This is a genomic window from Thermococcus piezophilus (assembly GCF_001647085.1).
In the GTDB taxonomy this organism is placed as follows: Archaea; Methanobacteriota_B; Thermococci; order Thermococcales; family Thermococcaceae; genus Thermococcus; species Thermococcus piezophilus.
In genome coordinates this window covers 1,708,580-1,729,866 of the sequence record NZ_CP015520.1, presented here as the reverse complement: position 1 = coordinate 1,729,866, position 21,287 = coordinate 1,708,580, and the positions used below count along the sequence as shown (strand labels likewise).

Here is a 21,287-nt window from a genome sequence, read left to right as displayed (position 1 = left end):
AAATCTTTCGCCTGAGGCTCCCTATTTTAAAAAGCACCAACGGAAATTACTTTGTGTAGTACGCTACCGCCATTCCAAAGTAGCTTGGACAGGCGTAGGCGCTTGCCTTCAGCTCCATTGGAATAACCCTTAATGCTCTGTGCATAATCAGCAACTGCCAATAGCTGTAGGGTTTAGCCCGCTCTATGAACTCTTCGCTGAGATTCAGGAGCCCTTCAAGTCTGTTCTCGTTTATTAGCTCCATCACGAGCTCGTCGTATTCTTTGGACTCTGGCGTGTAGCCGTAGGGGCCGTTGGGGGTTGTGAGCGTGTCCGTGATCGGCGCTGATTATGAGGCCGACCTTTTTGTAGTAACCCTCGAGGGCTTTAGCTAAAATCTCACCGAAGCGGATGAGCGTTTCCCTCGGCACTTTCCTCGCTGGTGTTACCACTACGAGGGGCCTTTTCTCGAGGAAGTGGAGCGGTATCAGCTCGCCCCAGCCCAGCTGGAAGCTGGAGTACTCTCCACTCAAAGCCCCGAAGTTGATGTCAACTACAAGAATCTTGGCGTTCTTTGCGGTGGTGTATATCCTCCCCGCGAGCTCTCTATCGGTCTCGTACTTCCCTGGGAGCTCGGCGCCATCAAACCCTAGCCACGAGATGAAGTGCTAGGCAAAGACAACCCCAATGTGATCGCTCATTCTGAGGTTGTGGGGCGTTACGAGGACGTAGGCATCCAAACCGCTGAACTCCTTCTCTATCCATCTCAGAAGTTCAGCAAGCCTTTTTGTTTCCTCGTCCTTTGGAGCAAGGACATCGTTGCCGTGGGGCATCATAGCTATTCCAGCAAGCATTGGCACCACCGTTGATGGTTCTCGCCGCGATGATAAACCTTTTGAAGGCAAAAAGTTACTCCCACCGATGCTCGCCGTTAAGGTTCACAAACGCGAGGCCGAAAGGGTTAGGAGAAGGCTTTTGGAGCTCGGCGTTTTGGCTAAGGGCTACTCTGTGAAGCGCGAGGGGGATTACGTCCTTTTTCCCATCACGAGGCCAGTCGAGGGTTTCGAGTTAATCGATGATGAATTCGAGCGAACCGAAAAGAGGCCCCACAGCTACCGCGAGGTTGTAGAGGTTCCCGAGGATGTCAGGCCCTTTCTTCCGAGTTCCTTCGACATTATCGGCGACATCGCAATAATCGAGCTCCCGGAGGAGCTCATGTCCTATGGAAGAGTCATTGGAGAGGCCATCCTCAAGGTTCACCGCCACATAAAGGCCGTCTTCGCTAAGGGGAGCAAAGTCGAGGGAGAATACCGCGTCAGGGAGCTTATTCACCTCGCTGGTGAGAGGAGAACCGAGACTGTCCATAAGGAGAACGGAATAAGGCTGAAGCTCGACGTTGCGAAGGTCTACTTCTCGCCCCGCCTAGCAACGGAGAGAATGAGGATTTTTGAGAAAACCCGGCCTGGAGAGATAATCTTCGATATGTTCGCGGGGGTTGGGCCCTACTCAGTCCTCCTCGCGAAGAAAGCAAAGCTCGTCTTCGCCTGCGACATCAACCCCCGGGCGGTGGGATACCTTGAAGAGAACAGACTCCTCAACAAGACCCCCAATGTTCTTCCAGTCCTCGGCGACGTGAGGAGAATCGCTGGAAAAATTGAGGCCGATAGGGTACTAATGAATCTCCCCAAGTTCGCTGACCGCTTTTTGAGGGAGGCCATGTTGAGCGTTAAAAACGGTGGGGTAGTTCACTACTACGGCTTCGGCCCTGAAGAAGACCTCTTCTCGGAGCACGAGGCAAAGATAACGGGAGTTGCCAGAGAGCTCGGCTTCCACGTGGAGTTCTTAGAGGGACGAAAGGTCCGCCCCTACGCGCCGAGACAGTTCAACATAGCCATAGACTTCCGGGTGCTGAAGTGATGTTCTGAGTGTAGAACATCCCGGCTGTGAGTGGCCGGTTGCTTCATTGATCCACGTGCAAAAAGAGATGCAAAACGGGGAAAAGAAAGCCTCACTTCCCCGCTATCTTCACGTCCTCGAACCTTATGAAGGGCGTAGTTACGGCCGTCATGAAGGGCATTACCGTGACTTCCTTGCTGACCTCGCTGGCTTGCTTGAGCAACTCGTAGATGTTTCCAGCAATTAGGAACACGCTCGAGCCTACTACCTCGCCATCCTCGATGAGGTACGCTGGATTCGCCGTCACCGCGAAGTTTCCGTTGTCGGGGTTGCTTGAGTGGGCACCCTGGAAGCCGTCCACGAAGTAGCCGTGCTTTATCTCGCCTATCATGTCCTCGAAGCTCTTCTTTCCGTTCTCGATTACGACGTTGTGGAAGCCTATGTTTATTCCTCCGCTTCTCAGGTCCCTTTTTCCGTTACCAGTGCTCTCCGTCCCGTAAACCTTAGCCCAGTAGTTGTCCCAGACGAAGCCCTTAAAGGTGCCCTTTTCGATGAGGATGTTCTTCCTCGTTGGAACACCCTCGCCGTCCGCTATGACTGGCTCAATGCTCAGTTTGTGGAACGGGTCGTCGTAAATAGTCAGCACTTCGCTCGCTACAGCTTCCCCAACCTTCCCAGCGAGGGGCGTGGTTTCCTTGACGAGCCTCTCACCGCTGAAGGCAGGGAATAGGGCATAGCTCAGGAGTCCGGCTATGGCCCATGGACCGAGGATTATGGGAATCTCCTCGTTCTTGCTGGCCTTGACGTCGTAGGCCCAGTCGACCTTCCTGACGACCCTCTCGACTACCCCTTCAACGTCGAGGTTCAAATCTCTGCGCGCGTCGAAGTCGAATATGCCCGGCGTCACCACGCCGCCTTTTCTTCCCACGAGCTCGAAGAAGATGTAGGCCATCCCTCCCTCCTGGAAGACATCTACCCCGCGGGAGTTGACGATGTGCTTCTCCTCCCAAATTACGCCGCCTTCACCTCCAGCAACAACGGCATTTGGGTCTTTCTCGCGGGCGAGCTTTATACCCCTGATGACCATCTCGACGAGCTGGTCGGGGGAGGCCTCCTTGAGCTCCTTGTTCGGCTTGAGTGGCTCGCGGTATTTGCCCGGCTCTGGGAGGGAGTCCCACTTTCCATCCCTGCTGTTGAGCCTCGCCATCTTTGCAGCAGTCTCTATAGCTTCCTTAATCCGCTCGGGCTCCTCGCTGTCTATTATAGCTAAACCGAGGCGCTTCTCATTTATTCCACGGATTATCGTGATCGCCCTGCTCTTAACGCTGGCCATTGAAATCTCGTTGAGCTCGATGCTGGCGCTAACGCCCCTCGTTCTGTAGATGGCAATCTCGAGCTCGTCAAAAAATCTCTCGCCAAAGCGTATGAGTTCTTTCATTTCCACCACCTCACCCGATGAGTATTCCCCCGTCGAAGCGCATGTGCGGCCCGCCAGAGCTTACGAAGGCCGTCTGTCCCTTGCCGCAGAAGCCGACCTCAAGGCCAAAGTCCTTGCCGATCGCGCTTATCCTCTTGAGAGCCTCTATTGCCACGCCGGTGATAGAGGTGTCCCTTATCGGCTCGGCTATTTCGCCATTCCTGATAACGTAGCCCTCCTGGATTCCGACTTGGAATGCGCTGTTCAGCTGGGCCTGGCCACCGCGGAAGTCTACCACATAGTAGCCGAACTTGATGTCCTCTATTAGCTCTTCGAAGGAGCAATCTCCAGGCTCAAAAACGGTGTTGCGCATTCTGATTATAGGTGGATAGGTGTAATCCTGAGCCCTCGCGTGTCCGTTCGGCTCCATGTTCCACTTTGCCGCATACTCGCGGTTGAACATTATCTCTTTCAGGATTCCGTTCTCGATGATGTGGATGTCCTTAACGGGGACGCCTTCGTCGTCGTACTTGTCGTTGCCAAAACCTCCCTCAACGTAACGCTCGCTCATGGTCACGTATTCAGGAGCAATTTGCTTTCCAATGAGGTCCTTGAAGGGCGAGTTTATGGTCAGGTCAGCCTCGGCCAAGTGGCCCAAAGCCTCGTGGGCGATGATGCCGACGACTATTGGGCCAGCAACTATCGGGAACTCGCCGCGCTTTGGAGCGATACCGTCCAGCTGAGAGTGCATCTTCCTGAGGAGCCTCTCAGTTACCTTCTCGTTGGATTCATGTTCAGTCATGAGCTCCCAGCCGTAGTCCACCGCTCCGATGCTGTCCCTCGCCATGGCGAGCTTTCCGTCTTTCTTTCCGGTAATATAGGTTCCTTGGAAGAGATAGTTGTAGTCCCAGGTAATGTGAGTCCCCTCGTTCGTGAGGAGAACCTTTTCTCCACTACCGTCCTCGTAACGAATCTGAACGGACTTAACGGCTTCGTCCTCCTTGAGAAGCCTTTCAAGCTCAAGGAGGTGCGTCACCTTCTCCTCGACGTCTATCTCGGCTGGTTTGATTTTCATCTTGCTCTTCACGAAGTCCTGGACGGGCTTTATCTCAGCCAGTTCTATCTTCTCCTTCTTGGTCTGGGAGGCGGCTTTTGCAAGTTTGTAAGCCTCTTCAATGGCCCTCTCAAGGTTCTCCAGCCTGTTCGTTGAAGAGAAACCCCAAGCACCATAGGCGAAAACCCTTATTGCGACACCCTGCTGGAGCTTTCCAGTGAAGCTCGTAAAAACACCGTCTTTGAGTCCGAGAGTCGTCTTCTTCAGGCTTTCATAGCGCAGCTCTATGTAGTCCGCCTTCAGGTTGTCCTCAGCCCATCTGAGGGCCTTCTCAAGTGCCTCCATGGTCATCACCGTTTACGTTTGTCCAGGGGGGTATGGAAAGCGAACTATAAAAGCCTTTTGAGTGTTTAGATGAAGGTCGAAAAGAGAGATTCAAACCCAATAGGCAAAAAATTTATGATAGGGTGTTGTGAACCCTCGCCTCAATTTAAAAAGTGCATTTATTGCATTCGCTGTTCTTTTTGGCCTTAGTTCAGCAGTTAGAGTGAACGAGAACGATTTAAGTCTTGGTATTGTCATCGGCAGTGGGGGGTTTTCTTGGATTCTTCTTAATACCCACGGTTCTGGCTTTCATTCTGAAGCCCAAATCGAGCTTGTAGAGGCCCTCATATGGTATGGAACGGTTGCCGTTTCTGTTTTGGTGATGACAGTAGTTACTCACCAGCCTTTTGATTCGGCTAGGCCAACAATCTTTGGGGGCGTTTCTTGGATTTCCTGTTCGGAGTTACAATGAAGCATGACCTTTTCGGAAAGCTCGAGAGGTAGCTTGATGAAAAACCCCAGCCTAACATTAGTGTTAAAGGGAATGCAAAGGGAAATAACTTAGATTAGTTCGTGGTAATTTTTGTAATTCATAATATAAACCGGGCTCAGTTCAAACGAAAGTGTTATATATAATAAAATGAAAAAATTTAACGCAAAAACCCGTTGGGGGTCGATGAGAAAACGTGCACTGCTGGCCATATTTGTGGTCTTGCTCCTCGTTGGAGCATACGGAGCCTATGTAGTCAGCTACCCGAAGTATCCAGAATTGAAAGGGTACGTGAATCCCTTCGCAGTTACAAAGCCCATTGACATGGTCCAGAAGAACTGGTCTAAAGCACATATATCCTTCAAGCTAGCAACTACAAGGGACTTCTGGAAGCTGACAAAGCCGTGGGACGTTGACAACTCTCAAGTTAAAATCGTCAAGCATACGATTGAATATAACGGGGAAAAGATAACCATGCTAGCTATGGGAATCCCGCTAAAGGACAAGAAGCACGTGATAGCGCTGTACGAGTTTTCAAAGCCTGTGCAGGGAGTAACGGTGAGATCTCTCCTTCTATGATGGTGATAACACTCAAAAAAGCCAACAATCTACTCCTGCAATTAAGACTATTGTATTAACTACTAACGGAGAATATACTTCCACTAGTAGCTGCACACATGAATGTACCTCTGATAGTGACTGCGGATTGTTTTCGAGTTGTAGTGAATACTGCTGTACTATGAATTGGATATGTGCCATAGACTGTTGTACAAGTGCGGGACATTGTGGTCCAGCCTGTGCCATCACAATTTGGGTTACTCCATATGTGTGCATTGCGTGCGTAGTTGCAAATTGTGCATGGTGTATAAGTGCAGATAGCAACTGCTGTTTGGAACATGGCACAACGTGGGTAAGTTCCATACCCCCATGAGGGGGATATAATGGAAAGCTTTTGAAATTAGGAAAAAACTTGGGTCCACTTTTTAGTCTTTTTTATTATTTTCTTGGCTGGGAATATCCTGTCAACATATGAAAAGACTAGTCTTTCAAATGCTATTATTCTTGGACTCTTGGTCACGTCGGCAATTTTGGTATACCCTGTCTCATTGTCGTGCTATTTCTCAGGAGATATGAGATAGTGCGTGGATTGTTATTTGGTGGTGTCTTTGCTTGCCTTGTCGAATTTGGGTGGGCATACCTATTAAAGGCTTGTTATGAAGAATGGAAAGTCTTTGCTATAGCAGCAATATTAGGCACAATCTTGGTCGTACTGTCAGTTGAGTATGCGATCATATTGCCATTCAAACAAAAAGGCACTTTACCTTAGGGGAGTGGTATGCCATGACGATTAGAAACACAAATAAACCTGAGAAAATTTTCATCTGGTCCACATTTCTCGTCCTTCTGTTGATTTCCTTTTTATATTTTAAAAATCATAATCCTAAGTATTTTATTTAATCCTAAGTATTTTATTTATTCTCTAGTGCTTTTTATCTTCGCTTCTAGTTCTATACATGTCAAAAAGTACTTGAAATTAGTGGAGAAGAAACATCCGCTTACGCCATAGCAGTATTGGACGTGCTCATCCCAGCGTTTGCAGTTTTTGTGCTTGATATCATAGGATACCTGTTGGACGAAAAGATTTATTATCTCATGAGACATTTGCTTGAAGGGGTTGGATTCGGCCTTATGCTTATTATTGTTGATCTTATCTTCAATAAAAAGAGTGTAGGGATGTGAAAAAGTGAATGCGTGAGTTGGGACAGGTATAGTTCTCGGCATCCCTTTTCTTATTTATTTGTACTCCAAAAAACGAATGGATACTCCTAAATCAGGCCTGATAGCCGTTACAACGTATATTCTCCTTGGACTGGCCCCAATAGCCCTCGGCTGGAATATCAGCCCCTGGACGATAGTTCTCCCAGGTCTCTTCGTTGTGTTCCTTGATGTCCTCCAGCTTCACAGGGAAACCCTGAGTAGTTAGCAACATTTTTATTTCTCCATACAAATCCACAACCATGAAGGCCGAGATCAAAAACCTCATCGATCGTGGGACATACAGAAAGCTTCCTCTCTTTGAGGGGGAATTGCCGGAGGGAAGCTACGCCCAGATAGTTGAGGTGAAGCCGGGACAGACGGTTAAAAAGCACTATCACGAAAGGCAGTACGAGCTGTTCTACATAATTAGCGGAGTGGCAAAACTCGGTATCGGGGAAAAGGAATACGATGCAAAGCCGGGAGATATATTCCTGGTCAAGCCCAAAACCCTTCACTGGGTTGTCAATGAAGGGGAAGAGCCGTTTAGGCTCTTTGTCGTTAAGCTGAACTACTTTGGAGACGATAGCATCTGGCTTGAATGATTTCAAAATCTTTTAGCGTCTGAACGTTTTTATACTGTTTGGTTGAGTACTATCTCAATATCTATCCCTCATTTCTGGATCAAATTGTATTGAAAATAATTAAAACTATCTATAGGAATCTAACCTTTGATTATAACATAAAAGCTGAACATCTTTGAACGTAATTTAAAATCCTTAAAATTTTAATTCTGATCTCGTTACTTAAAGGTTTTAGTTTTGAATAGCAATGTTTAAAAACCTAACCTATATAGACATTGACAAGAGAGATAAAAATATTGGAGGGATATAAGGTGACTACCAGTCTTGAATATAATGCTCATAGGAGCACCTTTGTATGGATGGACAACCCACTGGAGCGGATTTATCAGTTGTGGCCTGAGATAATGGAAGCGACGAAGTTCAATTCAATTCCACACGTAGTTGGGGAGATGAAAATTCAAGCTAAGACCATTACCGATATCAGGATGGACGTTGTATTAAAGGAAAACCCCGATGAGCTTGTTATAGTGGAAGATGACATGGTTTACTTCATGTTTCCTGTTGAGGTTACCTCGGGAGTTGAAGGTCTGTATCTGAAGCTGCTATCAATCCTTAGGTGAACTCCAATGAAACGAAAAATTTATATTGTGAGTATAAACGCTTCCCCGGATAATGTAAAAAAGGTTCTGGAAAACGCTGAGGAATTTATACTGAACTGGCCATACGTTGTGAAAATTAGAAAATTAAAGGGGATCATTGCCCGGATTAGACTGCCTAGGTTTATTTTCTCGTTTGAGGATGAGTATGCTTTTTCAATTAGCGAAGATAAAAACACTTATGTTTATGATGGAAAAGGTAAACAAAGCAAAATAACTATCATGATTTTGCTTGAATCACCGAAGAAAGCAACGACCAATGCTACAGTTGAGGTTAGGTATTCCGGTAAAAGGGAGTTCTTACTTGGAAAGACCATTGAAGAGCTTGCAAGGGGCATTGGGGAGACACTTAGGGTCATGGCAGAATCCCTTAAAGACACATCCATCAAAAGTCCAAAAACGACCTTAGATATTGACTTTGATGATCCAATGAGCTTGGCAGGTTTTCTCTCCAGAGCTAAAATGGTTTATACAGGTCTGCACACGATTCAAAAAGGACAGCTCTTTGAATCCCTAATGAAAATAATCTCAAATTATAGAGAAGAGACATTTTACATATCGGGGATCAACCAAGACGGCACCAAGTCATTTAAAGTCCTCCTTGATCAGGGAAGAATCACTGCCATTCAATACAGAGACAGCACCGGGACTGAAAGTGTAAAGGTCATGGGAAACAATCAGGATGAGGCTATAAAAGCATTTCAGATTGCCGAAAAGATTGAAGGGGTTTATATGATAAATATCTGGGTTCCAGTTGGAGGTGGTTAAGGTGATTAAAAAAGTTGAATCATATCCCCTTTATGATGATGGTAACCATAAAGTTTTCTGGCTTGGGGTAGAGGAGGCTGAGGATGAGAAGGGAATACTCACGAATCAGTATCTGATCATCGATAATGATGAGGCGGCATTGATTGAGCCCGGAGGATACTTTGTTTTTGAGAGGGTTCTAAGAAACGTTTCATCCAAAATACCCCCAACCAAAATAAAGTATCTAATATACTCTCATCAGGATCCCGATGTTGTAGCGGGAATGAACCTCTGGTTTGAATACGCTCCATTGGCAAAGATCGTGATCTCAAAGCTTTGGATAAGGTTCATCTCCCATTTGGCAATTCTCAGTGGTCCAAGGACGATTGGAATTCCCGATGAAGGGATGGAGATAACGGTGGGAAACTCAAAAATTAAGGCACTCCCTGCGCACTATCTTCACTCCCCTGGAAACTTTGTTTTCTATGATATGAAGGCAAAGATACTCCTCAGTTCGGACATAGGAGCGGCGGCGTTTCCGGAGGGGGAGTGGTACCTGTTTGTTGAGGATTTTGACAGACATGCAGAATTTATGGAGGCTTTTCACAAAAGATACATGAGCTCAAGCAAAGCACTCAGGGCATGGGTAAGGATGGTGAGAAACCTTGACATCAATATGATAGCCCCGCAGCATGGTGCGATATTTGAAGGGGAAAACGTCAAAAAATTCCTTGACTGGCTGTATAACCTTGAAGTGGGTATTGACGTGTACGAGCATTTATTTAAGGTTTAAACTTTTAATACCCTTTATCAATATCAAGACTGCCAATTCCAGAGTTCCGGAAAAGGTTCACACTAATGATATCCAAAGGCCACTATTTAATTTATTTTTTGAATTCAGCCTTCTGTACAATCCCAATTCATCCGAATAAGCTCCAGGATGTGACCGTGGATGTCCTCAACGGAAAAGGGTCATCCCAGTAATCAAGCTAAAGACCTGAAGGCCCGCATTCCGGAGTGGCCCTACTTAATAATTGACCCAATGCACTGGGACAAGCTGAAGAGCCATTTAGGCTCTTTGTCGTTAAGCTGAACTACTTTGGAGACGACTCCGTCTGGCTGGAGGAGTGACAATGCCCGAGAGGGTCATCGGAATCCTCGGCGGTATGGGACCATTAGCCACCGCAGAACTCTTCAGGCGGATAATCGAAAAGACACCGGCAAAGAGGGATCAGGATCACCCGCGAATAATCATCTACAACAACCCTAAAATTTCTGACAGGACGGCCTTTGTCCTTGGGAAGGGGGAGGATCCAAGGCCAGGGCTCATAGAGGGCGCCCGCAAGCTCGAGAGCTGTGGAGCGGACTTTATAATAATGCCATGCAATACAGCTCATTTCTTCGCGGAAAACATCCAGAGGAAGATAAGCATACCACTGATCAGTATGGTGGAAGAAACCGCGAAGAGAATAGAGGAAATGGGACTTAAGAAGGTCGGTCTTTTGGCCACCGATGGAACCATTAGGGGCCTTGTTTATCACCGTGCCCTCCTTGATAGGGGGATTCAGATAGCAGTGCCCATCAAAAAGGATCAGGAGCTCGTCATGAAGGGTATTTACGAGGGGATCAAATCTGGAAACCTCGAGCTGGGCAGGGAACTTCTCCTCCGGGTTGCCAGGAGGCTGGAAAAGAGGAGCGAAGGCATAATAGCCGGTTGCACCGAGGTGAGTGTAGCAATTGGGCCAGATGACTTGGGCGTTCCCTTGATAGACCCCCTGGATGTCATAGCGGAGAAGGCAGTAAGGCTGGCCCTTGGAATGGAGGAGCTCGGCGATTAGAACTCCACTACATCCCGGAATGGAGTTTGTGGAAGTTCCCCCGTAGGCCTCCAGGAATGCCGCCTCTGCCCTCAGCCCCGTGCAGTGGCCGGTGTAAACCTCCTCCACACCCAAGTCGAGGAACGCCTTCACTGTCTTCTTTATTCTCTCAGTGCTTTCATCTATCAGGTGAAAGCCCCCAATGACGGCCCTCACCCTCTCCTCGCCGATCAGCCTCATGGTGTGCTTCACTATGCTCACGATTCCAGCATGGGAACAGCCGCTAACCACGACGAGCCCTTTGGGAGTTCTTATCGCAAGGCTCATGTCGTCAAGGAGCTCGTCCCTTACAACGCGCCCGTCTTTTATGGTGTAAACCTCAAGACTGGTCCGCTCAAAGTCCTCCCTCTCGTGAACCTCGCCCGTGGAGTAAACCCCTTTGACTATCTCGATTGGTTCGGCCGTAAGGTAGAGCTCTGCGAGCTCCTCAACTTTTTCCCCAGAATTGAACGCCGACGTCTCTCAAGTAGGGTTTTGTAATGAAGTGCTGCCCGAAGATGGTAGGTGAGCTATAACTGGAACCCTGCGGCCAATTGTCTTTAACATCTCCAAAAGCCCGCCGGTGTGGTCGTAGTGGCAGTGGGAGAGAAAGATGTAGTTGATGGCTCAAGCTCAAGGAGTTTCATGTTGTGGAGTATCGGCCCAGCACTCTAGCCAACGTCGAAGAGAATCCTTTTGTTTCCGTGCTCGATGAGAAAGCTCACGCCGTGCTGTGCCAGAAAGGGACTCTCATAGCTGGAGTAGTCCTCCACGAGTGTGTATATCCTCATAAGATCACCAGAGGGATTAGTGCATTTCCAGAATTATATTTTTTCGGCACGCTACCGAGACTGTCAAGATAAGCTGGGCATCACCTTTTTTCTGAGGGAGATTCCGAGGTAGTACAGGATTGCAGCCAGGACTTTTAGTCTGACATCTTTCTTGTTTCGCTTGAAGATTTTTCTGACTTTAACTTCCTCAACCAGTAATTCCAGTACAACCATAATCAGAACAACCCACGCCAACACTTTAACAGTTATCTTGACAGTCCCTTTTGTCTTTACAGAAAAATTTATAAATCATACCATAATCCTATCAACAATATTAAAAATAGTTCAGGGGTTATATCCAGATGTATCTTTCAAAAGAAATAAAAGAAAAGATATTATTTAGTGGAGTAGTACTACTACTTGGAACTTTACTAGCTCAGACATTTGTAGTAGGGTTGTCCCTGCTCTCAATTGCCAAGGGAATTAATATCCCATTTTTAATTGAAAAGATAACTACCAACAGGGAGACTCTTTTTAGAGCAACACCAATCCTCTTGATTCTTAGCTACGCCCTTGCTACTATTATAGCCAAATACAGCATAGATATTGCAAGCAGAGCTGGAAAATCTGGCGAGCTAAGGTACATACAAGTGATAATACTTATACTCGCCATCTCAGTTATCGTGTTAATCTTTGGCTCCATTGTAGCTTGTGGAGTTGTCTGTCCGCGCCTTGCCTGTCATGGAGCTATGGAATCGTGCACTTGGGACACTGGTTGGTTCTATGTGAAGTATGTGTGTAAGTGTATAGTTTAGTTTTAGTTTGATTATTTTTAACTTTTTAAGGTGATAAATATGAAAGCCTTTTTTTGTCTGTTTTTTATATGGCTCAAGATGCTCCTTAGAAGATGGAGCTATATCGCCTTTTTGCTGGTGAGTGTCGGGGTATTCTATACATTTAAAGATCTTTCACTTATAATAACTTTGATACCTCAAGAGCTTTTAGTTACTAACATGATAATTCTAACGGGACTCGTTGGCTGGATTTATTCCCTTACTCATGATCCAAGGAATCTTCTTGGAATAGAAACTCTCCCTGCTTCGGATTGGAGGATTAATGTTATGAACTTACTAACTTTTCTGCCATTTCCTTTAGTGCTCTCTACATTTAGTCCAATTCCCCCTCTTTATTACATTGTGCTCTCTGCTTTTCTCTTCCTAGGTATTGTCGATAGCCCACTACTTCTTTTGCCAGGATTTGCACTGACATATAATTTCAACTTCTTTGTCAGCATGGTATTTGGGGTAGTTTTACTGACAAAGGTGACACTGAAATTAATTCCTAAGAGGAGAGTGACTCTCCTTTGGATAGGCAAAACTCCTATAACAATTATTAACCCATTAATTTTATGGCCTCTGAGTCTTGTAGTACTTGGAATGTTGCTTATCTATGTAAATGTCCACGACACAGAACTCTGGGCATCTCCTATTGGAGGTGGTGCAACGTATCTCTCTAACATATCTCTCAGTGAGGAAGGTTATGTACTATTACTTGGAGGTGTCTTCACTACACTATCCATGCTTCTGTCCCTTATGCTACCTCTCTCTGTCTCAGCTCTTAGGTATCTAGACAACTATATCTGGCATATAAAACTCTTAAGGGGATTATTAAATAGAAGTTTTATCTTGGGGTTTTCCTTAAATGCTGTCTTCGGAATTGTAATTATTGCTCTCCCATTTCTCATTCTTATGCTCTTTGGAATTGGTAGTTTTAAGGGTATTCTACTTGTACTTGCTCTTTCACTCTTTGTATCATCTGCCCTGGCACCCTCTCCTGATAGAAACGACTCTCTTGGGAATTTCCTACTTGGGTATATGCTTTTGGGTTTCATTATCGGAAGGATACAAGTGCCAGAAGAATATGTTGTTATGCTTGCAATATCTATGTCGTTCCCTGCATATTTGGTATGGTTTAAACTAAATAAGGAGGGAAGAATATGAAATTCTGGGAGTTCACGCGAATTGTTGCCGGAAACTTATTAAAGGTATTTTTGAGTGTAGCTTTAGTAATCCTCGTGGGTGCGGCTTATCTAGACCGTTTAGGATGTCTCCTCAAGAACCCTCTTAATGGGGAAATCTTTATTTCAGTGTTCCTTATGATATACCTCCATGAAGTTGGACATTACATTCCTCTGAGGAACCGGGAGATAGAAGTAAAAAGAGATGGCATTGGTATTACAATATCAACAACTAAGCCAATACCGTCTTCTGCAGTTATTCTCAGTACATTACTGCCGTTGCTTGTTGCAGTCGTGTTAACTGCAATATCCAGAAACTGGGTTTTCATAATTCTTTGGTTGGGTATTGGTGCCATGAGCCTTATAGATGCTACGGAGGTAATGTAAAATGCTGGAACTTCAAAATCTCGTGGCTGGTTATGGCAAGATTCCAATTATAGGCCCAATAAACCTTCAAGTGGAAAAAGGGGAAGTCGTAATTCTTTGGGGTCCTAATGGGGTTGGAAAAACAACACTTCTAAGAACTATAGCATCATTCCTAAAACCTTTAGAGGGAAGTGTAAAATTAAATGGAAAACCAATTCCAAAGCTCAAGAGGAAAATATTTCTCCTTGATGAGAGGGTAACCCTTCCAGGTAGCTTGAAAGCAATAGAGTATTTAAAGGTTGTAGGAGCCCTCTATGGACATTATTCTAATTATTCAAAACTTCTTAAATATGTGGGAGTTCATCCAAATGTCTTAATCTCCCATTTATCTCAAGGCCAACAGAGAAGACTCCAATTGGCAAGTATACTAGCTGCTGAAAGTGCAGAGCTCTTTCTTATCGATGACCCAACTGTTGGTCTTGATGATTACAGTGTCGAAGCTCTAATTCCGTGGTTTGTGGAATACTTAATGAATAAAGACAAAATAGTTATTATATCGACGAGAACTAACTATTTAAAAGAGTTACTTGCAAATAAAGCAAAAATAATTAATGCAACTAAATATAGCAAAGTCTTACCTAAAATAGCTGAGGGGCAATAGACCAGCTGAGCGGATAACTCAATTAACCATTACTTGTCTGTAACTTTTGTTTTTATAGGTATGTAGTGACCAGTTTGAGTTTCTGCCCTTGTTGACCCTCAGGAAACAATCATTGCTATCTTTCGGAGCTACTGAATTGAGGGTTCTTAATTACTATAACTACGAAACAGCTCTCAACGTCGCCAAATTTTTAAACTCTCCATCGAAGCTAAGAGCATGGAGCTGTTTTATCGCATAACTCTTCACGAGCTCATAGCTGACATATTAACATTAATTGATGAGCGTGAGCTCTCTTCAAAAAATGCCCTTGAGAGAGTTTTTAAGCGAGTTAGTGGAAGAGACAGAGAAAAAGCCCGTGGGTTGGCTCATGCTTATGTATTCGAAATTGAAAAATGGAGGAAGAAAATCGACTTCATGGTGAACTCCGTCCTCAAGGGCTCAAAAATTGAGGATTTGGATCTTTATTTGGCCAATTTAATCAGAATCGGCGTTTTTGAAATGAAGTTCAAGGGAGTTAATCCTGCCATTGCCACCGATTCCGTTGTCCGGGTTGTTAAGGAGAGATATGATCAATCAAAGGCCAGGTTTGTGAATGCCCTGCTTAGGGAGGTTGAGGGTTTCAACCTTGAAAAAGCTTTAAAAAAGCTGAAAGAGAAGGATAGAATTGAGTATTTAAGTGTTAAGTTCTCCCATCCAAGATGGTACGTTGAATATGCAATTGAGTTACTTGGTTATGGGGGTGCGGTAAGGCTTATGCTAAGCAATAATAGAGCTCAGCGCTACTATGTGCGGGTGAATCCTCTAAAAACGGACATTGACAGCTTAGCTGATTATTTGGAGGAGCACAATGTTAGGGTTGCTAGAACTCTAGTTGATGACGTGCTCAAGATTTTAGAATACGAGACTCCAATTACGAGGCTTGAATGGTACAAGCAAGGCCACTTTGTCATTCAAGACTTGGCTTCAGCTTATGTTGCCCATGTTTTAAGCCCAGAAAAGGACGAGAGAATTCTTGATTTGGCAGCTGCTCCGGGCAGCAAAACATTCCACGTTGCTCACCTGATGGAAAACACGGGGGAGATAATAGCTGTTGATTATTCTATGGAAAGGCTCAACAAAATGCGTGAGAAGATGAAGGCTCTGGGAGTTACAAATGTTAAGCTTGTCCATGCTGATGGGATGAAGTTTAAAGACAAAGAAGAGTTTGATAGAATTATTCTTGATGCTCCATGCTCAAGTTCGGGCACCTACAGGCAGTTCCCTGAGGTGAAGTGGCGCTTTGATGAAAGGAAAATTCAAAGGGTTATTCAAGTGCAGAAGGCGATGCTGAGGAATGCCTATCGCAACTTGAAAGCCGGTGGGGACATGACATATTCAACCTGCTCAATCAGGATTGATGAAAACGAAGAGAATGTTAGATATGCAATAAACAAGGTGGGTTTTGAGCTGGTTGATTACCCCTTCAGCTGGGGCGAGAAGGGATTCACGGAGATTGGAGATAAAGTTTTTAGGGCCTGGACTCATCTGCACGACTGTAACAGCTTTTTCATTGCAAAATTGAGAAAAGAATAAGTCACTCTTCTGGAACTAACGGCTTCCTCTTCACGGGGCCTCTTGGGTATTCCTCCCCAAATATCTCCGCCGTAAACTTGTAAACCTTTGTATCCTCATCGAGCCAGCAGTCTGGAGGTAAGCCAGCTTTCCAGCAGGTTTCTGCCAAAAATTCTTCCTCATCCCAGCCCCATTCAATAGGGACTTGAGGCAGCAAAAGTCCCGAATGAATGCCCTTCTCAACTATCAGCCCATCCCTTCCAACTTTAATTTTCTTCGGTCTCTCTTCTGGAGGCCCCTCAACTAACTCGGGAGGAGTTAGAACACTCACCTCAACGGTTATGTTGTCCATCTCATCAAGCGTTACAGGTGGAAAGCGAGGATCTTCAACAGCGGCATATATAGCCGCTTTTATTGTGGCTTCAACGAGCGGATAAATTGGCAAGGGAAACCCGATACACCCCCTGAGCGCTGATTGTTTTGGGACACCATGGCGGTTGAGAGTGACAAAAACTCCCATCTTTTCCCAAAGCTCTTCTGGAGTGTCCTCTGGTGGCTTAATGACTCTTCCTGAGTTTAAATACTCCTCGATTGCCTTCCTTGCAAGCCTAACAAGGAACTCTCCTAATTCGTCCTTGATCCTGGGCACGTTTCTCACCACATTTTCTTAAGGTCTCTAGGTATTATGGTTGAGTGCATAACATCTTAAACTTATTTCCTAAAAACTTCTCAATCCAGCTCTTTGCAAAAGATATAGACTCTGTTAACTTTTTAAAAGCTTTAGCGATTGTTTCCTTCAGCTCTTCTACATTCAACGGAGATTTCTCGGAAACGTATCTTTTAACACTCTTCTAGATATTTTCAATCGGATTTAAATCTGGAGAGTAGGGAGGGAGGTAAACCAGCACAAGATTCAGCTTTTCAGCCTCCTCTCTCACCTTCTTTGCACGATGAGTTTTAAAGTTATCCAGGATGATAACAATTCTTTTCTCAGGATTAGCTTCTCTTATCTTCCTGAGAAACGCTATAAAGTTTTCAGTCCTGTTACTTTCTGGAAACTCTACTACACTCTCTCCGTTTATACAGTAGAACCCTGCAACTCTGGCTTTAACGTAGGTGGCAGCTCTTTTAACAGGCCTGCCAGAACTCCAGAATCTCGCCGTGTTTGCACTCGCTTCAACTGCCATCTCATCGACGAATCCCACTGTATCGCCGATTTCAGCTTCTGCCAGGTTTTTAAAGTCCCTTCAGCATCATCCGGTTTCCTGTCTTTCTGGTAGGGTTTGGCGTATTTCATTCCAAATTTTAAGATTCTCCTGACCTGCCACGAAGAATATGTAACCCCAAATTCCTCCTTGATGAGTTCCTGAACTTCTTTCGTCGTCCAGGGATCTTTTTCTTTTAGAATCTCCTTAAGTTCCTCTTTCTGCTCTTCTGTGAGTTTAGAAGGTCTACCTCCACCAAACTTCGGAATTAAGCCTTCGTATCCTTTAGAGTTCCATCTTTTTAGCCATGAATGTGGCTTTAGTAACTCCTACCAGGTCTGCTGCCCCCTAACGCTCCTCTGTAGAGATGTCTTATGAAGTCTTTTTAAGGACTCTTGTGTCTTTTTCGAGCTTTCTGGTTTTTCTATCGAGTTCTTCTGCTGGTAGATGCTTTATGACTTCATAAACACGTTTTCTCCCCATGCATTTAGTTGTTGTTTTTAGTATAAATAGTTTTGCTCAAGACAATAAATTACCAGTTCACAGATATAACCCTTTCTCTTTGCAAGTTGGAGACTGTCAGGATAAGCTGGGCATTACCTCTAGAAAATTATGAACCGCAAAGAAGCTTTCCAACCAGCTTTGAACTGAAGTAAAGGAAGACTTGTAGGGAAACCTGTTTCAAAACCTCTCAGTCCTCCTCTTCAGTAAAGAGAAAACAGATTCAACAACACTCCGCTCACCAAATCTCTCCTGTCTAAACCGCAACCCCAACCTCTGAAAAGCCCACGGATACCACGGGCCCTTATCAACCACAAACTCAGGCTTATTCTCACAGTACTTGAGAACCCCGCGCAGGAACAAGTAAGCGTCCAGACTACTCCCCCCCGGGAGAGCTGAACAGATAAGACCTCCCGAGTATCCACATCAACAGCAATCCAAACAAAAACTTGCAGCTCCTCGATTTTCAGTTTCGTCCCATCAACTGCGATGAGCCTGCGCTTCTTTTTCTGCGGCGGTTGAATGACATTCTTCAGCCTGTGACAGTAAGCTCTCACTGCCTCATGACTCATTGTCTGGAATACTGTCATGAAACTGCTTGTTTTTCTGAGGGAGATTCCGAGGTAGTACAGGATTGCGGCCAGGACTTTTAGTCTGACATCTTTCTTGTTTCGCTTGAAGATTTTTCTGACTTTAACTTCCTCAACCAGTAATTCCAGTACAACCATAATCAAAACAACCCACACCAACACTTTAACAATTATCCCGACAGTCCCCGCTACCAAACCGCAGGCCTTTAAAACCCCTCCTCCAATTTACCTCGGTGGTGAGCATGGAGATAGGAGTTGTAGGAAAGCCGAACGTCGGGAAGTCCACCTTCTTCTCGGCCGCGACCCTTGTTGACGTTCAAATTGCCAATTACCCATTCACAACGATAGATGCCAACGTCGGCGTTACCTACGCGGTAGCGGAGCACCCCTGCAAGGAGCTCGGCTGTAATCCAAACCCCCAGAACTACGAATACAAGGACGGCCTTGCACTCCTCCCCCTAAAGATGATAGACGTCGCCGGCCTCGTCCCAGGGGCCCACGAGGGTCGCGGCCTGGGCAACAAGTTCCTCGACGACCTGAGGATGGCTTCGGCGTTAATCCACGTCGTTGATGCTACTGGTAAAACAGACGCTGAGGGCCGGCCAACTGATTATCACGACCCTGTTGAAGACATTGAGTTCCTCGAGAGGGAGATAGACTACTGGATATACAGCATACTCAGGAAAAACTGGGAGAAGTTCGCCAAGAGGATAAAGCTCCAGCACCTCAAGTTGGCGCAGGCTATAGCCGACCAGCTGACGGGAATAGGCGTCAGCGAGGAAGACGCCTTTGAGGCCATACACAGACTCGGTCTGGACAGCGACCCGACGAAGTGGAGCGACAAAGACCTGCTCGCCTTCGTGAGAGAGCTGAGGAAAGTGAACAAGCCGATAATAATAGCCGCCAACAAGGCTGATGCAGCAAGCGATGAGCAGCTTGAAAGGCTCAAGCGGGAAGGGGAGAAGAGGGGCTACATAGTTGTCCCAACGAGTGCCGCCGCGGAGCTGACCCTTAGAAAAGCGGCCAAGGCGGGCTTCATAGACTACGTTCCTGGTTCGAGTGATTTCAAAATCCTGAAGCCGATGAGCACCAAGCAGGAAAAAGCACTGCAGCTGATAAAGGAGAGGGTTCTCGACCGCTTCGGCTCCACGGGCGTCCAGGAGGTCATCAACAGGGCCATTTTCGAGCTCCTCCAGCTGATCCCGGTCTATCCTGTGGAGGACGAGCACAAGCTCACGGACCAGTTCGGCAACGTTCTGCCGCACGTCCACCTACTCCCCAAGGGCTCGACGCCAAGGGATCTGGCCTACAAGGTTCACACCGATCTGGGGAAGACCTTCATCTACGCTGTTAATGCCAAAACACACAGGCGCGTCGGAGAGGACTACGAGCTCCAGTTCAATGACATAATCAAAATCGTCGCCACCGCGAGGTGAGCGCGAGGAGCAGAAGGGTCACTATTAACGCGGGTCCGCAGATAACCCTGGGTTCGCTTCCATTTTCGCCATTTTCTGTGGCTTCTTTGGGTGAACTTTTGGGTGAACTTTCACCGCTTGGAGTCAGAGTGTCTTTGTTGTATTCCCTATATGATGTGGTCGTGGTAGTACCAGCAGGACTTTGGTTTGACGCCTCTACGCATGGGTCAACCCCAATCCGCTGAAGAGCCACGTCGGTGAGATAAACGTCTTTAATCCTCCATTCTTTGGCGTATTCGCAGATTAAAGCCGGGAACTCCTCCACCTGCGATTCATCGCTCAGGTTGGCGTAGCTCAGCGCGAGTACTGAAACGTTTAAGCCTTTGAGCTTCTCTATATGCCCGAACTCCCACTCGAGCTCGTTTTCGCCAAAGATTTCGTAGCGGCCGCTCGTGAAGTTGTAGTAGCTCACAAAGTCCTCGAAGAGAACGTAATCAACGTAGGGAGCTATCTCCTTCGCTATCGAAAAGCCCCTATTGGCGATTATCGTTATGTTGGGATAGCGCTCCCTTATAGCCTTTACAAGCTCGACCACGGCCGCTCTCTTAGAGGGGTACAAATCAACGTAGTCAAGATTGTCGAGAAAAACTCCATTAAAACCCCTTGAGAGAATGTACGGAACGGCCTCATCGAGGATTATACGCTCCCATTCCGGCGAAGCAAAGTCAACCACCTCCTCGTTCCAGTTCTTGTTCTTGTCTATGAAGAGCCACTGGGGAACGTCTTCCGCCCATGGTTCCCAGCCGCCAACGGTCGAAAGGCTGACGTAGCCGGCGACGGTGTGGTTGGCAGAAAGGCAGGAAACATAGGTCGGGTCGATGGTGGGCGGAAGAATTAGGATGTTAAACTTATCGAGCTGAGCAGTTTCGTCCGGACCAAAGGGGCCATAGTAAACCGCAAAACTTGCGGATACAGGAAATGATAGGCTCAACATGCCAAGTAAAATCAGTAAAAGAGGGCCCATCACAGGCCCCGCTTCCAAACGGTGAACTGAACTTGAGATGGGAAGGCCCTCTCTGGCACAGGTGTCCAGTAGTTTACAGGCTTAAGGATGCCTTCGTGCTCTATGGGGTCAAGCCCGGCAACATTTTTTACAGGACCGAAGCAGACCAGCTGGACTTTGGCACCGTTTATCGAGTCCTTAACAGCCCATATGCGGTAGTTAACCTTGTATGTACCGTCTCCGTTGTCCTCCAGCCAGACTTCTAATTTAAAGTTTCCCTGATCCTCCACTTGATTTGGCATACTTCCAAGGACCACGGTGAGTGCTGTTGAGTACGGTGCCGATATTGCGCCTATTGCGCGGATTACTAAGAGGATTACCACCAACGTGGCCGCTATCATAAAGAGATATTCGAGGGAACTTGGCCTTTGCGGGAGTCCATACGCATCC

Annotated in this window: 28 protein-coding genes and 1 pseudogene; 17 read left to right on the top strand and 12 right to left on the bottom strand. The window is 46.3% G+C overall.

The window, feature by feature from the left end:
- Positions 1-46: 46 nt before the first annotated feature.
- The 3 genes from A7C91_RS12400 to A7C91_RS12390 form a co-directional block, all read right to left on the bottom strand.
- The gene (locus A7C91_RS12400) at positions 47-244 is read right to left on the bottom strand and encodes a class III extradiol ring-cleavage dioxygenase family protein (protein ID WP_324609480.1); all 198 of its coding nucleotides are present in this window, start codon (positions 242-244) and stop codon (positions 47-49) included.
- The gene (locus A7C91_RS12395) at positions 216-512 is read right to left on the bottom strand and encodes a class III extradiol ring-cleavage dioxygenase family protein (RefSeq protein WP_324609479.1); all 297 of its coding nucleotides are present in this window, start codon (positions 510-512) and stop codon (positions 216-218) included. The genes A7C91_RS12400 and A7C91_RS12395 overlap by 29 nt, the downstream gene beginning before the upstream one ends.
- 135 nt (positions 513-647) lie before the next feature.
- On the bottom strand, positions 648-839 hold the full coding sequence (locus A7C91_RS12390) for a class III extradiol ring-cleavage dioxygenase family protein (protein ID WP_324609478.1): 192 nt from the start codon (positions 837-839) through the stop codon (positions 648-650).
- Between the two features lie 61 nt (positions 840-900).
- Here A7C91_RS12390 and trm5b point away from each other — a divergent pair, with 61 nt between their 5' ends.
- The gene (gene trm5b / locus A7C91_RS09460; protein WP_068666962.1) at positions 901-1,896 is read left to right on the top strand and encodes a tRNA (guanine(37)-N1)-methyltransferase Trm5b; all 996 of its coding nucleotides are present in this window, start codon (positions 901-903) and stop codon (positions 1,894-1,896) included.
- Positions 1,897-1,987: 91 nt separating this feature from the next.
- Here the strand turns inward: trm5b and A7C91_RS09455 are convergent, their stop codons facing one another.
- Together A7C91_RS09455 and A7C91_RS09450 are read right to left on the bottom strand one after the other, a co-directional pair.
- On the bottom strand, positions 1,988-3,313 hold the full coding sequence (locus tag A7C91_RS09455; protein WP_068666960.1) for a TldD/PmbA family protein: 1,326 nt from the start codon (positions 3,311-3,313) through the stop codon (positions 1,988-1,990).
- A gap of 10 nt (positions 3,314-3,323) precedes the next feature.
- Positions 3,324-4,691, bottom strand: coding sequence for a TldD/PmbA family protein (locus A7C91_RS09450; RefSeq protein WP_068666958.1), 1,368 nt, complete (start codon positions 4,689-4,691; stop codon positions 3,324-3,326).
- Between the two features lie 127 nt (positions 4,692-4,818).
- Here A7C91_RS09450 and A7C91_RS11285 point away from each other — a divergent pair, with 127 nt between their 5' ends.
- The 10 genes from A7C91_RS11285 to A7C91_RS11940 all read left to right on the top strand — a co-directional run bounded on the left by A7C91_RS11285 (position 4,819) and on the right by A7C91_RS11940 (position 11,259).
- A complete protein-coding gene (locus tag A7C91_RS11285) occupies positions 4,819-5,142 on the top strand; it encodes a hypothetical protein (protein ID WP_199920030.1) in 324 nt (107 codons plus the stop codon).
- 204 nt (positions 5,143-5,346) lie between these two features.
- Entirely contained in the window at positions 5,347-5,739 is a 393-nt protein-coding gene (locus A7C91_RS11280; protein WP_199920029.1) for a hypothetical protein, read from the top strand.
- A 999-nt stretch (positions 5,740-6,738) separates the two neighbouring features.
- Positions 6,739-6,900 carry a hypothetical protein gene (locus tag A7C91_RS11275; RefSeq protein ID WP_199920028.1) on the top strand — a complete coding sequence of 54 codons (162 nt, stop codon included), beginning with the start codon at positions 6,739-6,741 and terminating at the stop codon, positions 6,898-6,900.
- A gap of 76 nt (positions 6,901-6,976) precedes the next feature.
- Complete coding sequence (locus tag A7C91_RS11270; RefSeq protein ID WP_199920027.1) at positions 6,977-7,144, top strand: hypothetical protein; 168 nt, start codon at positions 6,977-6,979, stop codon at positions 7,142-7,144.
- 34 nt (positions 7,145-7,178) lie between these two features.
- Entirely contained in the window at positions 7,179-7,520 is a 342-nt protein-coding gene (locus tag A7C91_RS09430; RefSeq protein ID WP_068666952.1) for a cupin domain-containing protein, read from the top strand.
- Positions 7,521-7,795: 275 nt separating this feature from the next.
- The gene (locus A7C91_RS09425; RefSeq protein ID WP_199920026.1) at positions 7,796-8,119 is read left to right on the top strand and encodes a hypothetical protein; all 324 of its coding nucleotides are present in this window, start codon (positions 7,796-7,798) and stop codon (positions 8,117-8,119) included.
- A 6-nt stretch (positions 8,120-8,125) separates the two neighbouring features.
- The gene (locus A7C91_RS09420) at positions 8,126-8,923 is read left to right on the top strand and encodes a hypothetical protein (RefSeq protein WP_068666948.1); all 798 of its coding nucleotides are present in this window, start codon (positions 8,126-8,128) and stop codon (positions 8,921-8,923) included.
- Entirely contained in the window at positions 8,916-9,695 is a 780-nt protein-coding gene (locus A7C91_RS09415; protein WP_234394500.1) for an oxygen-binding di-iron domain-containing protein, read from the top strand. The genes A7C91_RS09420 and A7C91_RS09415 overlap by 8 nt, the downstream gene beginning before the upstream one ends.
- 340 nt (positions 9,696-10,035) lie before the next feature.
- Complete coding sequence (cuyB, locus tag A7C91_RS09410) at positions 10,036-10,740, top strand: cysteate racemase (protein ID WP_068666944.1); 705 nt, start codon at positions 10,036-10,038, stop codon at positions 10,738-10,740.
- A gap of 249 nt (positions 10,741-10,989) precedes the next feature.
- A complete protein-coding gene (locus A7C91_RS11940) occupies positions 10,990-11,259 on the top strand; it encodes a hypothetical protein (RefSeq protein ID WP_234394366.1) in 270 nt (89 codons plus the stop codon).
- Here the strand turns inward: A7C91_RS11940 and A7C91_RS11935 are convergent.
- Positions 11,242-11,373, bottom strand: coding sequence for a hypothetical protein (locus A7C91_RS11935; RefSeq protein ID WP_234394499.1), 132 nt, complete (start codon positions 11,371-11,373; stop codon positions 11,242-11,244). The genes A7C91_RS11940 and A7C91_RS11935 overlap by 18 nt on opposite strands.
- A 239-nt stretch (positions 11,374-11,612) precedes the next feature.
- Entirely contained in the window at positions 11,613-11,783 is a 171-nt protein-coding gene (locus A7C91_RS11265; protein WP_199920025.1) for a hypothetical protein, read from the bottom strand.
- A gap of 107 nt (positions 11,784-11,890) precedes the next feature.
- Between A7C91_RS11265 and A7C91_RS09400 the strand changes: the two genes are divergently transcribed.
- From A7C91_RS09400 to A7C91_RS09380, 5 genes are all read left to right on the top strand, one after another.
- The gene (locus A7C91_RS09400) at positions 11,891-12,343 is read left to right on the top strand and encodes a hypothetical protein (RefSeq protein WP_068666942.1); all 453 of its coding nucleotides are present in this window, start codon (positions 11,891-11,893) and stop codon (positions 12,341-12,343) included.
- A 78-nt stretch (positions 12,344-12,421) separates the two neighbouring features.
- Complete coding sequence (locus A7C91_RS09395; RefSeq protein WP_199920024.1) at positions 12,422-13,528, top strand: hypothetical protein; 1,107 nt, start codon at positions 12,422-12,424, stop codon at positions 13,526-13,528.
- Positions 13,525-13,932, top strand: coding sequence for a hypothetical protein (locus A7C91_RS09390; RefSeq protein ID WP_068666938.1), 408 nt, complete (start codon positions 13,525-13,527; stop codon positions 13,930-13,932). The genes A7C91_RS09395 and A7C91_RS09390 overlap by 4 nt, the downstream gene beginning before the upstream one ends.
- A 1-nt stretch (position 13,933) precedes the next feature.
- On the top strand, positions 13,934-14,572 hold the full coding sequence (locus A7C91_RS09385; protein WP_068666936.1) for an ABC transporter ATP-binding protein: 639 nt from the start codon (positions 13,934-13,936) through the stop codon (positions 14,570-14,572).
- A 216-nt stretch (positions 14,573-14,788) separates the two neighbouring features.
- The gene (locus tag A7C91_RS09380; RefSeq protein ID WP_068666934.1) at positions 14,789-16,144 is read left to right on the top strand and encodes an RsmB/NOP family class I SAM-dependent RNA methyltransferase; all 1,356 of its coding nucleotides are present in this window, start codon (positions 14,789-14,791) and stop codon (positions 16,142-16,144) included.
- Position 16,145: 1 nt separating this feature from the next.
- On the opposite strand, the gene A7C91_RS09375 is transcribed toward A7C91_RS09380, so the two are convergent.
- The 3 genes and pseudogenes from A7C91_RS09375 to A7C91_RS09365 all read right to left on the bottom strand — a co-directional run bounded on the left by A7C91_RS09375 (position 16,146) and on the right by A7C91_RS09365 (position 18,614).
- The gene (locus A7C91_RS09375) at positions 16,146-16,772 is read right to left on the bottom strand and encodes a TIGR00296 family protein (RefSeq protein WP_068666932.1); all 627 of its coding nucleotides are present in this window, start codon (positions 16,770-16,772) and stop codon (positions 16,146-16,148) included.
- A 34-nt stretch (positions 16,773-16,806) separates the two neighbouring features.
- A pseudogene (locus A7C91_RS10850) lies at positions 16,807-17,811 on the bottom strand (IS630 family transposase).
- Between the two features lie 221 nt (positions 17,812-18,032).
- Complete coding sequence (locus tag A7C91_RS09365; protein WP_199920023.1) at positions 18,033-18,614, bottom strand: IS6 family transposase; 582 nt, start codon at positions 18,612-18,614, stop codon at positions 18,033-18,035.
- A 47-nt stretch (positions 18,615-18,661) separates the two neighbouring features.
- Between A7C91_RS09365 and A7C91_RS09360 the strand changes: the two genes are divergently transcribed.
- Positions 18,662-19,855 carry a redox-regulated ATPase YchF gene (locus tag A7C91_RS09360; protein ID WP_068666930.1) on the top strand — a complete coding sequence of 398 codons (1,194 nt, stop codon included), beginning with the start codon at positions 18,662-18,664 and terminating at the stop codon, positions 19,853-19,855.
- Here the strand turns inward: A7C91_RS09360 and A7C91_RS09355 are convergent.
- Positions 19,830-20,858: an endo alpha-1,4 polygalactosaminidase gene (locus A7C91_RS09355; protein WP_068666928.1), complete on the bottom strand. Its 1,029-nt coding sequence runs from the start codon at positions 20,856-20,858 to the stop codon at positions 19,830-19,832. The two genes, A7C91_RS09360 and A7C91_RS09355, sit on opposite strands and share 26 nt — an antisense overlap.
- Entirely contained in the window at positions 20,858-21,238 is a 381-nt protein-coding gene (locus A7C91_RS09350) for a hypothetical protein (protein ID WP_068666925.1), read from the bottom strand. The genes A7C91_RS09355 and A7C91_RS09350 overlap by 1 nt, the downstream gene beginning before the upstream one ends.
- Positions 21,239-21,287 lie beyond the last annotated feature (49 nt).